At 70.8% G+C, this 14023-nt stretch carries 12 protein-coding genes; all 12 read right to left on the reverse strand.

All coding sequences use genetic code 11. From position 1 onward, the window contains the following. Positions 1-22 precede the first annotated feature (22 nt). A complete protein-coding gene (locus tag GUY60_RS08940; protein WP_188132310.1) occupies positions 23-706 on the reverse strand; it encodes an arsenate reductase/protein-tyrosine-phosphatase family protein in 684 nt (227 codons plus the stop codon). Next, complete coding sequence (locus tag GUY60_RS08945; RefSeq protein WP_161695651.1) at positions 703-1350, reverse strand: L-threonylcarbamoyladenylate synthase; 648 nt, start codon at positions 1348-1350, stop codon at positions 703-705. Before GUY60_RS08945 ends, GUY60_RS08940 begins: the two co-directional genes overlap by 4 nt. 59 nt (positions 1351-1409) lie before the next feature. Continuing rightward, positions 1410-2291, reverse strand: a complete 882-nt coding sequence (gene prmC / locus GUY60_RS08950) for a peptide chain release factor N(5)-glutamine methyltransferase (RefSeq protein WP_161695653.1) — start codon at positions 2289-2291, stop codon at positions 1410-1412. Between the two features lie 52 nt (positions 2292-2343). Beyond that, a complete protein-coding gene (gene prfA / locus GUY60_RS08955) occupies positions 2344-3423 on the reverse strand; it encodes a peptide chain release factor 1 (protein ID WP_161695655.1) in 1080 nt (359 codons plus the stop codon). Positions 3424-3521: 98 nt separating this feature from the next. Continuing rightward, entirely contained in the window at positions 3522-3746 is a 225-nt protein-coding gene (gene rpmE, locus GUY60_RS08960) for a 50S ribosomal protein L31 (RefSeq protein WP_161695657.1), read from the reverse strand. 161 nt (positions 3747-3907) lie between these two features. Next, positions 3908-5038: an LCP family protein gene (locus GUY60_RS08965; RefSeq protein ID WP_161695659.1), complete on the reverse strand. Its 1131-nt coding sequence runs from the start codon at positions 5036-5038 to the stop codon at positions 3908-3910. 392 nt (positions 5039-5430) lie between these two features. After that, entirely contained in the window at positions 5431-7446 is a 2016-nt protein-coding gene (gene rho / locus GUY60_RS08970; protein ID WP_187369967.1) for a transcription termination factor Rho, read from the reverse strand. 385 nt (positions 7447-7831) lie between these two features. Then, on the reverse strand, positions 7832-8749 hold the full coding sequence (gene thrB, locus GUY60_RS08975) for a homoserine kinase (protein ID WP_161695661.1): 918 nt from the start codon (positions 8747-8749) through the stop codon (positions 7832-7834). A 279-nt stretch (positions 8750-9028) separates the two neighbouring features. Then, positions 9029-10114 carry a threonine synthase gene (gene thrC, locus GUY60_RS08980; RefSeq protein ID WP_161695663.1) on the reverse strand — a complete coding sequence of 362 codons (1086 nt, stop codon included), beginning with the start codon at positions 10112-10114 and terminating at the stop codon, positions 9029-9031. A 7-nt stretch (positions 10115-10121) separates the two neighbouring features. Then, on the reverse strand, positions 10122-11414 hold the full coding sequence (locus GUY60_RS08985; protein WP_187369968.1) for a homoserine dehydrogenase: 1293 nt from the start codon (positions 11412-11414) through the stop codon (positions 10122-10124). 127 nt (positions 11415-11541) lie between these two features. Beyond that, the gene (lysA, locus tag GUY60_RS08990; protein ID WP_161695665.1) at positions 11542-12933 is read right to left on the reverse strand and encodes a diaminopimelate decarboxylase; all 1392 of its coding nucleotides are present in this window, start codon (positions 12931-12933) and stop codon (positions 11542-11544) included. 13 nt (positions 12934-12946) lie between these two features. After that, positions 12947-13939 (reverse strand): ArgS-related anticodon-binding protein NrtL, encoded by a 993-nt coding sequence (gene nrtL / locus GUY60_RS08995; protein ID WP_161695667.1) that lies wholly within the window; start codon positions 13937-13939, stop codon positions 12947-12949. Positions 13940-14023 lie beyond the last annotated feature (84 nt).

Consider the following 14023-nt stretch of genomic DNA (forward strand, 5'->3'; position numbering starts at 1 on the left):
CCGCCCTGGAGCGTGCGGTGCCTCAGGCGGGCAGGCCCGGCGCGGGCACGCCGGTCAGGGCCGTGACCACGGGGTCGAGGGCTTCCTTGATCTCGTCGCCGATGGAGCGGAAGAAAGGCAGCGGAGCGCCGTACGGATCGTGCACCTCGTCGGCCTCCGGGCTGGGCGCGAGCAGCCAGCCGCGCAGCGCCGCGGCGGCGCGTACGAGGGCCCTGGCACGCTCCACCACGCCGTCGTCCAGCGGGTCCGGCAGGGTCGCCGGATCTATGGCGCGGACGAGCCGCGTGAACTCCTTCAGCGTGAACGTGCGCAGTCCGGCGCTGTGGCCCATCGAGACGACCTGCGCCCGGTGGTCACGGGTCGCCGTGAGCACCAGGTCGGCGCGGATGACGTGCTCGTCGAGGAGCTCACGGCCGATGAAGCCGGTGGAGTCCGCGCCGAAGTCGGCGAGGACGGTCGCCGCGTTGGTCTCCATCGCGGCGCCCTCGTGTCCCCAGGTGCCCGCGCTCTCCACGATCAGGCCCCCGGTGAAGGGGTCGCCGAGGCGGTCTGCCAGGGCATGGCGGGTCAGCCGCTCGGTGATCGGTGAGCGGCAGACGTTGCCGGTGCTGACGTGGAGGATGCGGAAGCCGTCCGTGGTCCCGGCGAACGTGCCGGGAAACGCTTCGGGGAACCGCGCTATGCCACGCCCCTCGGGGGCCGTCAATTGGCCACCTCGAGGTCGGGTACCACCTTGCGGAGCTCGTCGGCGTCCAGGGCGCCCGCGCGCAGGAGTACGGGGACCTTGCCGGTGACGTCCACGATGGACGAGGGCACGATGCCGGGCGTCGGGCCGCCGTCCAGGTACACGGAGATGGAGTCGCCGAGCATCTGCTGCGCGGCGTCACAGTCCTCGGGAGCCGGGTGCCCGGTGAGGTTGGCCGAGGACACCGCCATCGGGCCGACCTCGGTGAGCAGCTCGATCGCGACGGGGTGCAGCGGCATCCGGATCGCGACCGTGCCCCGGGTGTCGCCGAGGTCCCACTGGAGCGAGGGCTGGTGCTTGGCGACCAGGGTCAGCGCGCCGGGCCAGAAGGCGTCGACGAGCTCCCAGGCCATCTCGGAGAAGTCGGTGACCAGGCCGTGCAGCGTGTTCGGGGAGCCGATGAGCACGGGCGTGGGCATGGTGCGGCCCCGGCCCTTGGCGGACAGCAGGTCCGCCACGGCCTCCGACGAGAAGGCGTCGGCGCCGACTCCGTACACGGTGTCGGTGGGCAGCACGACCAGCTCGCCGCGGCGGACGGCGGACGCGGCCTCGCGCAGACCGGTCACGCGGTCGGTCGCGTCGTTCGTGTCGTATCGCCGTGCCATTTAGCGAGCCTCCTCGTACGCGTACAACTTCTCGGTGGTCTGCGGGTGTTGACGGATCATCAGGGCAGCGCCTTGCGGGCGGTCGCGAAGCGCGGCCGGTTGTTCAGGTCCGGGTGGTCGGCGGCGTCCGCCCAGCCCCGCTCCTCGGTGAAGATCCACGGCACCTGGCCGCCCTGGGTGTCCGCGTGCTCGATGACGACGAGGCCGCCGGGGCGGAGCAGCCGGTGCGCGGTGCGCTCCAGGCCGCGGATGGTGTCGAGCCCGTCCTCGCCGGAGAAAAGCGCCAGCTCCGGATCGTGGTCGCGGGCCTCCGGCGCCACGTACTCCCACTCGGTGAGCGGGATGTACGGCGGGTTGGAGATCACCAGGTCGACCTGGCCGTCCAGATCGGGCAGCGCGGTCAGGGCGTCGCCCTGCTGCAGCTTGACCCGGGAGCCCTCGACGTTCTTACGGGTCCACACCAGGGCGTCCTCGGACAGCTCCACGGCGTGCACCCGGGAGCGCGGGACCTCCTGCGCCATGGCGAGCGCGATGGCCCCTGAGCCGGTGCACAGGTCGACGATGAGCGGCTCGACGACATCCATCGCGCGCACGGCGTCTATGGCCCAGCCGACGACCGACTCGGTCTCCGGCCGCGGCACGAACACCCCTGGCCCGACCTGGAGTTCCAGGTAGCGGAAGAAGGCGCGTCCGGTGATGTGCTGCAACGGCTCACGCGCCTCGCGCCGGGAGACGGCCTCCCAGTAGCGGGCGTCGAAGTCCGCGTCCTTGACGTGGTGCAGTTCGCCGCGCTTGACGCCGTGCACGAAGGCGGCGAGCTCCTCCGCGTCGAAGCGCGGTGAGGGCACGCCGGCGTCGGCAAGCCGCTGGGTGGCCTGGGCCACTTCCGCGAGCAGCACGCTGCGGGGGTTCGGGGGTCGCTCCCCGATGTGTGGCTGCACGCTGGTCCTCCGGTGCTGCGGTACGTGCTGATGGGGTGCTGGTACGTGGGGCTTACTGGGCGGCCGCGAGCTTCGCCGCGGAGTCCGCGTCGACGCAGGCCTGGATGACCGCGTCCAGTTCGCCGTCGAGCACCTGGTCCAAGTTGTACGCCTTGAACCCGACGCGGTGGTCGGAGATGCGGTTTTCCGGGAAGTTGTACGTACGGATCTTCTCGGACCTGTCGACCGTGCGGACCTGGCTGCGGCGCGCGTCCGCGGCCTTACTCTCGGCCTCTTCCTGCGCGGCCGCGAGCAGCCTGGAACGCAGGATACGCATCGCCTGCTCCTTGTTCTGGAGCTGACTCTTCTCGTTCTGGCAGGACGCCACGACGCCGGTGGGTACGTGCGTGATGCGGACCGCGGAGTCCGTGGTGTTGACGGACTGGCCGCCGGGCCCGGACGAGCGGTACACGTCGATCCGCAGGTCGTTCGCGTGGATCTCGACGTCGACCTCCTCGGCCTCGGGCGTGACAAGCACACCGGCCGCGGAGGTGTGGATACGGCCCTGCGACTCGGTCGACGGCACGCGCTGCACGCGGTGCACACCGCCCTCGTACTTCATCCGCGCCCAGACGCCCTGGCCGGGCTCGGTCGCGCCGTTGCCGCCCTTGGTGCGCACCGAGACCTGGACGTCCTTGTACCCGCCCAGCTCGGACTCCGTGGAGTCGATGATCTCGGTCTTCCAGCCCACCCGCTCCGCGTACCGCAGATACATCCGAAGGAGGTCACCGGCGAACAGGGCGGACTCGTCGCCACCCGCGCCCGCCTTGATCTCCAGGAGCACGTCCTTGTCGTCGCTGGGGTCGCGCGGCACGAGCAGCAGGCGCAGCTTCTCGGTGAGCTCCGCGCGCTGCTCCTCCAGCTCCTTGACCTCGGCGGCGAAGTCCGGGTCGTCGGCGGCCAGTTCGCGGGCCGTACCGATGTCGTCGCCGGTCTGCTTCCAGGAGCGGTACGTGGTGACGATCGGGGTCAGCTCGGCGTAGCGCTTGTTGAGCTTGCGCGCGTTGGCCTGGTCCGCGTGGACCGCCGGGTCGGCGAGCTGCTTCTCAAGATCGGCGTGCTCGCCGATCAGGTCCTCGACCGCCTCGAACATCTCCGGGCTCCTGGTGTGCGTGAAGGGAAGGGGTGCGACCAAAAACGCCGGTCCTGGTCGCTCCGGCGGGAGCGACCGAGGACCGGCGCAGTGGCTCGCTACTTCTGGGCGGAGCCGGCGGCCTTGCCGAAGCGGGCCTCGAAGCGGGCCACGCGGCCACCGGTGTCGAGGATCTTCTGCTTGCCCGTGTAGAACGGGTGGCACTCGGAGCAGACCTCGGCGCGGACGGTGCCGCTGGAGATCGTGCTGCGGGTGGTGAACGACGCACCGCAGGTGCAGCTGACCTGGGTCTCGACGTACTCGGGGTGGATGTCGCGCTTCAAGGTGTCTCCTAGTTTCGGGAGGGCTCCGGGTCGCAGACGCGGATTGCGGGTGCGTGAACCGGGGCCGACGTACCAGTCTGCCAGGACTGGCCGCATCCCCCAAAACGGGGGAGGGACCGGAGATATTCCCCGGGCCGCGTCGAGCCCCTCCGCGGCTGTGGCTACTTGCTGCTCACCACGCTGCCCGCTTCCCCCTGGTCCCCCGCCGAGTCCTTCGTCGCCGCCGCAGGAATCGCCTTGTCGGCATGCAGCGCGGCCCAGACCTGCTTGTTCTGCTTCTCCAGCGGTACGACGCGGTTGGGGTCGTTCGGGTCGTAGATCACCGGGAGCGTGACCATGTTCATGTGGTTCGCCTCGATGCCCTTGAGGCTGCTCGCGAAGCCCGCCAGGTTCTTCACCGAGTCGAGGTCGGAGTCGGTGGTGACGATGCTGGTGGCGGTGTCCGCGAGGGCGTAGAGCTTCGTCGGGTCGGTGAAGACGCCGACCTCCTTGACCTGGTTGATCAGCGCCTTGATGAAGGCCTGCTGGAGCTGTATTCGCCCCAGGTCGCCGCCGTCGCCGACCGCGTGCCGGGTGCGGACCAGGCCGAGCGCCTGCTCGCCGTCGAGGGTGTGCGGGCCGGCCGCCAGGTCGAGGTGGCTGTCCGGGTCGGATATCGCCTTGTTGGTGGTGATCTCCACGCCGCCGAGCTCGTCGATGAGCTTCTTGAAGCCGGTGAAGTCGACCTCCAGATAGTGGTCCATGCGGATGCCGGACATCTTCTCGACGGTCTTCACCGCACAGGCGGGGCCACCCACCGAGTACGACTCGTTGAACATGTGGCGCGGGCCGCCGGGGTCGGTGCCGCCGCTCTCGGACTTGCACTCCGGCCTGGTCACCAGGGTGTCGCGGGGGATGGAGACGACGCTGGCCTTCTTGTGGCCCTCGTAGACGTGCACGACCATCGCGGTGTCGGAGCGGGCGCTCTCCTCGTCGGCGCCGCCGTACTTGGCGTTGTCACCGGCGCGGGAGTCGGAGCCGAGGACGAGGATGTCCATCGAGCCGTTGTCGACGTCGTCGGGGCGGTCGGTGCCGAGCGCCGCGTTGATGTCGACGCCGTTGATGTTGCCGTTGAGCTTGAAGTACACGTACCCGAGGCCGATGCCGCCGGCGAGCACCACGGAGGCCGCGGCCCAGGCGGTGACGACGAGCGCCTTCCTGCGCGGCCCACGCGGCTTGCGGCGCCGGCCGGTCGCACCTCGGCGCCGTCGGTTCGCCGTGCTGTCGGCGGGCTCGTCGCTCTCGTCGGGCATGTGCTCCTCAGTCCTCGGTCGGTCGGCCACCCCCGGCTCTCAGGGTCGGACGCGGCTCGACGTCACCGTGCGTACCACCTCAGTGCTGCCACCGGGTCAGACGCCGAATCCCGAAAAAGGGTTGCACAGCGCGTTAAGCGCTCCGTAAGGCCGAAGGGCCCGAGCCGCCCAGGACCGTCCCCGCGCCCGCCCCCGCGCCCGGTCGCCCATCACGGCTCTCACCTGCGCCGTCACCGTACGGAGCGGACCGTACGAGCCGTGCGCACAGCGGTACGCGCTGTGGCGAAGGTCTCCCGTGACCGGGGCGTTACCGGCCGGAAGGCAGAAAGTCCCGCACCCCGTCACGAGCCGTGACGGGGTGCGGGACTCTGAATGCGAGCGCGGGCTCTTGGTCAGTCGCTGCCGTTGCCCGGGGTGGGCGTGGTCTTGGCGATCTGCATCAGGAACTCGGCGTTCGACTTGGTCTGCTTCATCTTGTCGAGGAGCAGCTCGATCGCCTGCTGCGAGTCGAGCGCGTGCAGCACCCGGCGCAGCTTCCAGACGATGCTCAACTCCTCGCTGTTCAGGAGGATTTCCTCCTTGCGGGTGGAGGACGCGTCGACGTCGACCGCCGGGAAGATGCGCTTGTCCGAGAGCTTCCGGTCGAGCTTGAGCTCCATGTTGCCGGTGCCCTTGAACTCCTCGAAGATCACCTCGTCCATGCGCGAGCCGGTCTCGACGAGCGCGGTGGCGAGGATGGTCAGCGAGCCGCCGTCCTCGATGTTCCGCGCCGCACCGAAGAAGCGCTTCGGCGGGTACAGAGCGGTCGAGTCGACACCACCGGACAGGATGCGCCCGGACGCCGGGGCCGCGAGGTTGTACGCACGGCCGAGACGGGTGATCGAGTCGAGCAGCACCACGACGTCGTGACCCAGCTCGACGAGACGCTTGGCGCGCTCGATGGCCAGCTCGGCGACGGTGGTGTGGTCCTCGGCGGGACGGTCGAAGGTCGAGGAGATGACCTCGCCCTTCACCGACCGCTGCATGTCGGTGACTTCCTCGGGCCGCTCGTCGACGAGGACGACCATGAGGTGGCACTCGGGGCTGTTGACCGTGATCGCGTTGGCGATGGCCTGCAGGATCATGGTCTTACCGGTCTTCGGCGGGGCCACGATCAGACCACGCTGGCCCTTACCGATCGGCGACACGAGGTCGACGATGCGGGTGGTCAGCACGCCCGGGTCGGTCTCCAGACGGAGCCGGTCCTGCGGGTACAGCGGGGTGAGCTTGTTGAACTCGGGGCGCCCACGACCGGAGTCGGCCGCCATGCCGTTCGAAGAGTCAAGCCGCACAAGGGCGTTGAACTTCTCGCGACGCTCGCCGTCCTTGGGCTGACGCACCGCACCGGTGACGTGATCGCCCTTGCGCAGACCGTTCTTACGGACCTGGGCGAGGGAGACGTACACGTCGTTGGGGCCCGGCAGGTAGCCCGACGTACGGATGAACGCGTAGTTGTCGAGGATGTCGAGGATGCCCGCGACCGGGATCAGGACGTCGTCCTCGGAGACCTGCGGCTCGTTGACCTCGTCACGGCCGCGACGGCCACGACGGTCGCGGTAACGGCCGCGCCTACCGCGCCTGCCACCCTCGAAGTCGTCGTCGTCCTGGCGGTCTTGACGGTCCTGGCGGTCCTGACGACCGCCGCCACCCTGCTCCTTACGACCCTGGCCGCCGCCCTGGCCACCCTGCTCGTCGCCCTTGTTGCGGCGGTTGCCACGGTCACCGCGATCGCCACGGTCACCGCGGTCGCCACGGTCACGGCGGTTGCCACGGTCACCGCGGTCGCGGCCCTGGCCACGGCCCTCGGCGCTGTCCGCGGCGTTCTCCGCGCGGGAGTCCGACGACTCGGTACGGGCCTCGGCCTTGGCCTCGGAACCCTGGGCCTCCGGGGCACCGGCCTCGGCGGTGGCGCGGCGCCGGCCACGGCGCTCGCCCGCCGGGGCGTCGTCACTCGCGGGCTGGCCCGGAATGTCGATCTGCTGCTGTGCGGAGGGCTTTTCGGCCTTCTCCGCCTTGGCCGGCTTCTCGGCCTTCTCGGCGGACTCGGCATCGCCGGTACGCGCCTTGGAGGTGGCCCGGCGCTTCGGCTTGGTCTCGCCGTCGCCCGACGCCTTCGCGGGGGCGGAGCCACCCGCGGCCTGCGCCTCCTTGATGACGTCGATCAGCTGGCTCTTGCGCATCCGCGCCGTGCCCCTGATCCCGAGGCCCGATGCGACCTGCTGAAGCTCTGCCAGCACCATGCCCTCAAGGCCGGTGCCGCGGCGCCGCCGCGAGCCGGCCGCAGGCGCGGCGGAGGCGTCCGTGGCGGGCGCGGCAGCGGTCTCGACCGTGCTGTCGGCAGCGCCCATCAGATCGGTGGTGTCGCTCACGAAGGGTCCTTCCCTGGAGCGGACGTCGGCCTGTCTGGCTCGGCGACCGGTTGTGCTGTCCGACGGGTGCCTGTGTGGTGCGGTCCTGCCGGGGCGGTGGTCCCGCCGGAAGTGGCGGAAGAGTTCATTGATGACGGCGCTTCCCGAGTCCGTGACACCAGTTCGTGCTGTGTCACCCTGCTCGGTCGCACCTGCTCCGGAGCGTGCTCAGCGCCGCTCAATGCGTGGCATCGAGCAGTTTGGGGGGCTCCCGGAAGAAGGTCTGTCCCCTGCTTACCTGACAGGGACACGAGGCACCACGCCATGCAGGCGTCTGGTGCAGACTTGACATTAACACTACCGGATCCAACAAACATTCCCCCTCTCTTGCTCCGGCATTCGCTTTTCAGGGCGCGAGCGGCAGCACACTCGCTCCGTCCGCGTCGAGGGCCAGACGGTTGGCCGCCCACCCCTCGCCCGCGAGCTGTGCGACCTTGTCGGCCGTGCTGTGCTCGGCGAGCGCCAGCACCGTGGGTCCCGCGCCCGAGATGACGGCGGGAACGCCGTCCGCGCGCAGTCGCTCCACCAGTGCGGTGCTCTCCGGCATGGCGGGAGCGCGGTACTCCTGGTGCAGCCGGTCCTCGGTGGCCGCGAGCAGGTACTCGGGGCGACGGGTCAGGGCCTCCACGAGCAGGGCGGCGCGGCCCGCGTTGGCGGCGGCGTCCACGTGCGGGACCGTGCGCGGGAGCAGCCCACGGGCGGTCTCGGTCAGCACGGCCTTGCCGGGCACGAAGACCACCGGAACGACGGACTCGGCGGGATCCATCCTGATCGCGCGCGCCGAGCCGCCCTCCATCCAGGAGAGCGTGAATCCGCCGAGCAGACAGGCGGCGACGTTGTCCGGGTGGCCCTCGATCTCGGTGGCGAGTTCGAGCAGCGCGGTGTCGTCCAGCTTGGCGTCACCGCCTATGGTCACCGCGCGGGCGGCGACGATGCCGGCGCAGATGGCGGCGGACGAGGAGCCGAGGCCGCGGCCGTGCGGAATGCGGTTGGCGCAGACCACCTCGAGGCCGCGGGGCTGCCCGCCGAGCAGGTCGAAGGCGGTGCGCAGGGAGCGTACGAGCAGGTGCTTCTCGTCGCGCGGGAGGGTGTCGGAACCCTCGCCTGCGATATCGATGTGCAGACCGGAATCGGCCACCCTGACTACGACATCGTCGTACAGACCCAGCGACAGGCCGAGGGCGTCGAAGCCCGGACCGAGGTTGGCGCTGGTGGCGGGGACGCGCACCCGGACGGCGGCGGCGCGGAAGGCGGGACCGGCCATCGCTCGATGACTCTCCTTGTTGAGCTGCGATTTTCGAAGGTTTCGCAAGAGGAACGACAGAGTACGGAAACACCCGACGGCCGCGGTCGGCGGCGCCGCGGCATATGCGGCGGGGCGGGTTCGGTACAGCCTATCGAAGGAAGGTTCTGTGGCGACATAGGGCGCACAGGAGGCGCACGATGCGTGTCGCAAGCCCCCCGTGCACCCCCTGTTCGGTTCGGGGAATGCGGGGTGATGCCAGGAGGGATACCCGGCAACACCCCCTTCTCACACCGGCAGTTACACGAGACCCAGGCGCTCGGCCGCGGTGGCCGCGTCGACCGGGACGGTGACCGGCTGCGGGGCACCCGCGACCGCCCAGTCCGGGTCCTTGAGGCCGTTGCCGGTGACCGTGCAGACGATGCGCTGGCCCTTGTCGAGCCTGCCGTCCTCGGCGGCCTTGAGGAGACCGGCGACCGACGCTGCCGACGCGGGCTCCACGAAGACACCCTCGCGGGACGCCAACAGCTTGTAGGCGCGCAGGATCTGACGGTCCGTGACCTCGTCGATGAAGCCGCCCGACTCGTCCCGCGCGGCCTCGGCGAAGGCCCAGGACGCGGGGTTGCCGATGCGAATCGCGGTGGCGATGGTCGAGGGGTCCTTGACGATCTCGCCGCGCACGATCGGCGCCGAACCGGAGGCCTGGAAGCCCCACATGCGCGGCGAGTGCGTGGAGAGCCCGTCGGCCGCGTACTCCTGGTACCCGCGCCAGTAGGCCGTGATGTTGCCGGCGTTGCCGACCGGCAGGACGTGGATGTCGGGGGCGTCGCCGAGCCGGTCCACGATCTCGAACGCGGCGGTCTTCTGGCCCTCGATACGGACCGGGTTGACCGAATTGACCAGCGCAACCGGGTAGTTCTCGCTCAGGCCGCGGGCGAGCACCAGGCAGTCGTCGAAGTTGCCGTCGACCTGGAGGATCTTCGCGCCGTGCACCAGGGCCTGGCCCAGCTTGCCCATGGCGATCTTGCCCTGCGGGATGAGCACGGCGCTGACCATGCCGGCCTTGCCCGCGTACGCCGCGGCGGAGGCCGAGGTGTTGCCGGTGGAGGCGCAGATGACGGCCTGCGCGCCCTCCTCCTTGGCCTTGGTGATGGCCATGGTCATGCCGCGGTCCTTGAACGAACCGGTGGGGTTGGCGCCCTCGACCTTCAGGTGCACCTCGCAGCCGGTGAGCTCGGAGAGCACCTCTGCGCGTACGAGCGGAGTGCCGCCCTCGCCGAGCGTGACCACGGGCGTCGTCTCGCTGACGGGGAGACGGTCGCGGTACTCCTCGATGATCCCGCGCCACTGGTGGGCGCCGGTGCGGATGGCGGGCTGGATACCCATCGTTCCTCTACTCCCCTTCAACACGCATGATGCTGGCGACACCGCGGACGGTGTCGAGCTTGCGCAGGGCGTCGACGGTTCCGGTGAGGGCCGCGTCGGCTGCGCGGTGGGTGACGACGACGAGGGATGCCTCGCCGTCCTTGCCCGACTGGCGCACCGTATCGATGGATACGCCGTGCTCGGCGAAGACCGTCGCCACCTGGGCGAGCACGCCCGGCTTGTCGGCCACGTCGAGGCTGATGTGGTACCGCGTCACTACCTCGCCCATGGGGCTCACCGGCAGGCGGGTGTACGCGGATTCGCCGGGCCCCGTGGCACCGGCGAGCTTGTTGCGGCAGACGGCCACGAGGTCGCCGAGGACGGCCGACGCGGTCGGGGCGCCGCCGGCGCCGGGACCGTAGAACATCAGCTGTCCTGCGGCCTCGGACTCGACGAACACCGCGTTGTACGCCTCGCGGACGGAGGCGAGCGGGTGGCTGAGCGGGATCATCGCGGGGTGCACGCGCGCGGTGACGGACTCGCCGTCGGCGGCGCGCTCGCAGATGGCGAGCAGCTTGATGGTGCAGCCCATCTCCTTCGCGGAAGCGAAGTCGGAGGCGGTCACCTCGGCCATGCCCTCGCGGTACACATCGTCGAGCCGCACGCGCGTGTGGAAGGCGATACCGGCCAGGATCGCGGCCTTGGCGGCGGCGTCGAAGCCCTCCACGTCGGCGGTCGGGTCGGCCTCCGCGTACCCGAGCGCGGTGGCCTCGTCGAGCGCCTCCTGGTACCCGGCACCCGTCGAGTCCATCTTGTCGAGGATGAAGTTGGTGGTGCCGTTGACGATGCCCATGACGCGGTTGATCTTGTCGCCGGCGAGGGACTCGCGCAGCGGGCGGATCAGCGGGATCGCGCCGGCGACGGCGGCCTCGTAGTAGAGGTCCTTGCCGTGCTCCTCGGCGGTGGCGTGCAGGGCGGCGCCGTCCTGGGCGAGCAGCGCCTTGTTGGCCGAGACGACGGAGGCGCCGTGCTCGAAGGCGGTGGTGATCAGCGTACGAGCGGGCTCGATGCCGCCGATGACCTCGACCACCACGTCCAGGTCGCCGCGCTTGACCAGGGCGGTCGCGTCGGTGGTGACCAGGTCCTTGTCGATGCCCTCGCGCACCCGGTCGGGGCGGCGGACGGCGACGCCCGCGAGCTCCACCGGGGCGCCGATCCGGGCCGCGAGGTCGTCGGCGTGCGTCGTCATGATGCGCGCCACCTCGGAGCCGACAACCCCGCAGCCAAGCAGCGCCACCTTCAGCGGACGCGTACGCATCATCCGACCTCACTTCTCATACATCTACGGTGGGACCAGTCTCACCCACCGGAACGGAGTTTCTACCCCCGGTCCGGATCCTGAGATGGAAATTTCACAGAGCGGTTGGTTCCGCTCCGTCGGACCTCGGTCAGCCGACGTCCAGACGCAGGAGATCTTCCTCCGTCTCGCGCCGCACGATCACTCGGGCCTCGCCGTCCTTGACCGCGACGACCGGCGGCCGCAGCGCGTGGTTGTAGTTGCTCGCCATGGAGCGGCAGTACGCACCCGTCGCGGGCACCGCGATCAGGTCGCCCGGCGCCAGGTCCGCGGGCAGGAACGCGTCCTTCACCACGATGTCACCGCTCTCACAGTGCTTGCCGACCACCCGCACCAGCATCGGTTCGGCGTCGGAGCGGCGCGACACCAGGGCCACGGTGTACTCCGCGTCGTAGAGCGCGGTGCGGATGTTGTCGGACATGCCGCCGTCCACGGACACGTACGTACGCAGTCCTTCCAGCGGCTTGACCGTACCGACGCGGTAGAGCGTGAAGGCGGTCGGGCCGACGATGGCGCGGCCCGGCTCGACCGAGATGCGGGGCGTGGCGAGGCCCGCGGACTCGCACTCCCTCGTCACGATCTCGCCGAGCGCCTTGGCGATCTCGTGCGGCTCGCGCGGGTCGTCGTCGGAGGTGTACGCGATGCCGAGGCCGCCGCCGAGGTCGATCTCCGGCAGTTCGACGCCGTGCTCGTCGCGCACCTCGGCGAGCAGCTGCACGACGCGGCGGGCGGAGACCTCGAAGCCGGCCATGTCGAAGATCTGCGAGCCGATGTGGCTGTGGATGCCGATCAGTTCGAGCCCGTCGAGGTTGAGGGCCCTCCGTACCGCCTCCGCGGCCTGGCCGCCGGCGAGCGCGATGCCGAACTTCTGGTCCTCGTGCGCGGTCGCGATGAACTCGTGGGTGTGCGCCTCGACGCCGACGGTGACCCGGATCTGCACCCGCTGGCGCTTGCCGAGCCGCTCGGCGGTGTGGGCGACCCGCGCGATCTCCTGGAAGGAGTCGAGCACGATGCGGCCGACGCCGGCCTCGACGGCCCGCTCGATCTCCTCGGCCGACTTGTTGTTGCCGTGGTACGCGATGCGCTCGGCGGGCATGCCCGCGGCGAGGGCGGTGGTGAGCTCGCCGGCGGAGCAGACGTCGAGGTTGAGCCCTTCCTCCCGCAGCCACTTCACGACGGCGCGGGAGAGGAACGCCTTGCCGGCGTAGAAGACATCGGCCTCACTGCCGAAGGCGTCCCGCCAGGCGCGGCAGCGGGCCCGGAAGTCGTCCTCGTCGAGGAAGTACGCCGGGGTGCCGAACTCCTCGGCGAGCCGGGCGACTTCGATGCCGCCGACGCTGACGGTGCCGTCGGCGGCGCGGTCCACGGTGCGCGACCAGACCTTCGCGTCCAGGACGTTGAGGTCGGCGGCCGGGGCGGTGTAGTGACCCTCGGGCAGGACATCGGCGTGACGGGGCCCGGCGGGGTGTGCGGAACGGCTCATGATGCGGTCTCTCTCACAGATGTACGGGTGCGCTGATGCCGAGCAGGGACAGGCCGCCTGCGAGCACCGTCCCGGCGGCTTCGGCGAGCGCGAGCCGGGCACGGTGGGCGGCCGAGGGTTTCTCGTCGCCGAGCGGAAGAACGGTGTGCTGGTACGCGAGCACCGTGTCGGCCCCACCCACGAGGTGCCGCGCGAGCCGGTCGGGGGCGCGGTGGTGGGCGGCGGCTTCGAGCTCGGCGGGGTGGTCGGCGAGGAAGGCGTGCAGCGCCCCCTCGGCAGGCTCAGCGTCCCCGGCGGCTCCGGCTTCCGGGGCGAACCCGAGGTCGGCGGCGTTACGGAGCAGGGCGTGGACCCGGGCGTGGGCGTACCGCACCCGGAAGAGGGGGTTGTCCTCGGTCTGGGCGAGCAGTGCGGCCGGGAAACGCGGGGTCTCCTGCGGCGGCGCGCTCAGCAGCGCCCAGCGCGCGGCGTCCGTCCCGAACCGCTCGAACACGTCCCCCTCGCCGCGCGGCACCGGCGCCACCCGCAGCACCTCGTGGGCACCGGGCACGACGCCCGCCCGCGCACCGAGGGTGCGCAGCAGTCGTACGGCCACATCGGTGACGACGGCGGCACGCACCTCGTCCACGGGGGCGAAGGTGAGGTCCTGCCCGGCGAGCTGGTCCCCCCGTCCGTACGCCGCCCGCCGCGCGAGCACCTCGCGCACGAGCCGGCCGGGGTCGTCGGCGGCGAGCGTGAAGTTCAGGAATCCGGGCCCGGTGATCTGTACGTCGGCGATGCCCGGCTCGCGTACGAGCGCGGCGGTCAGCACCTCGGCGACCTCCCGCGGCGGGCGCCCGGCGGGGCCGGCGAGCTGCAGCGCGACGTTCGACGCGAAGTCCCCGCGGCCGCCGGGCCGGGGCCGCTCGACCACGACGCGTGTCGGCACGGCCACGCTCAGCGTCTCGTCCTCCACAGCACGGCGCACGGCGCGCAGCACGGTACGGGAGAGATCAGCGGGGGTCACGGGTCAAGCGTATGGGAGGAGGGGGGTGGGTAGGCGAACCGGTTTTGCCGTCTTCTTGCGATGTGGACGCGCGGGGTGGGCCGC

Origin of the sequence: Streptomyces boluensis, from assembly GCF_009908195.1 — a bacterium.
GTDB classification, from domain to species: domain Bacteria; phylum Actinomycetota; class Actinomycetes; order Streptomycetales; family Streptomycetaceae; genus Streptomyces; species Streptomyces boluensis.

Excerpts from the sequence above, each read along its gene's own strand:
- thrC (WP_161695663.1), bottom strand. The coding sequence starts at position 10,114 with ATGGGTATCCAGCCCGCCATCCGCACCGGCGCCCACCAGTGGCGCGGG.
- GUY60_RS08965 (WP_161695659.1), bottom strand. The coding sequence starts at position 5,038 with ATGCCCGACGAGAGCGACGAGCCCGCCGACAGCACGGCGAACCGACGG.
- GUY60_RS08945 (WP_161695651.1), bottom strand. The coding sequence starts at position 1,350 with ATGGCACGGCGATACGACACGAACGACGCGACCGACCGCGTGACCGGT.
- lysA (WP_161695665.1), bottom strand. The coding sequence starts at position 12,933 with ATGAGCCGTTCCGCACACCCCGCCGGGCCCCGTCACGCCGATGTCCTG.
- GUY60_RS08985 (WP_187369968.1), bottom strand. The coding sequence starts at position 11,414 with ATGATGCGTACGCGTCCGCTGAAGGTGGCGCTGCTTGGCTGCGGGGTT.
- thrB (WP_161695661.1), bottom strand. The coding sequence starts at position 8,749 with ATGGCCGGTCCCGCCTTCCGCGCCGCCGCCGTCCGGGTGCGCGTCCCC.
- prfA (WP_161695655.1), bottom strand. The coding sequence starts at position 3,423 with ATGTTCGAGGCGGTCGAGGACCTGATCGGCGAGCACGCCGATCTTGAG.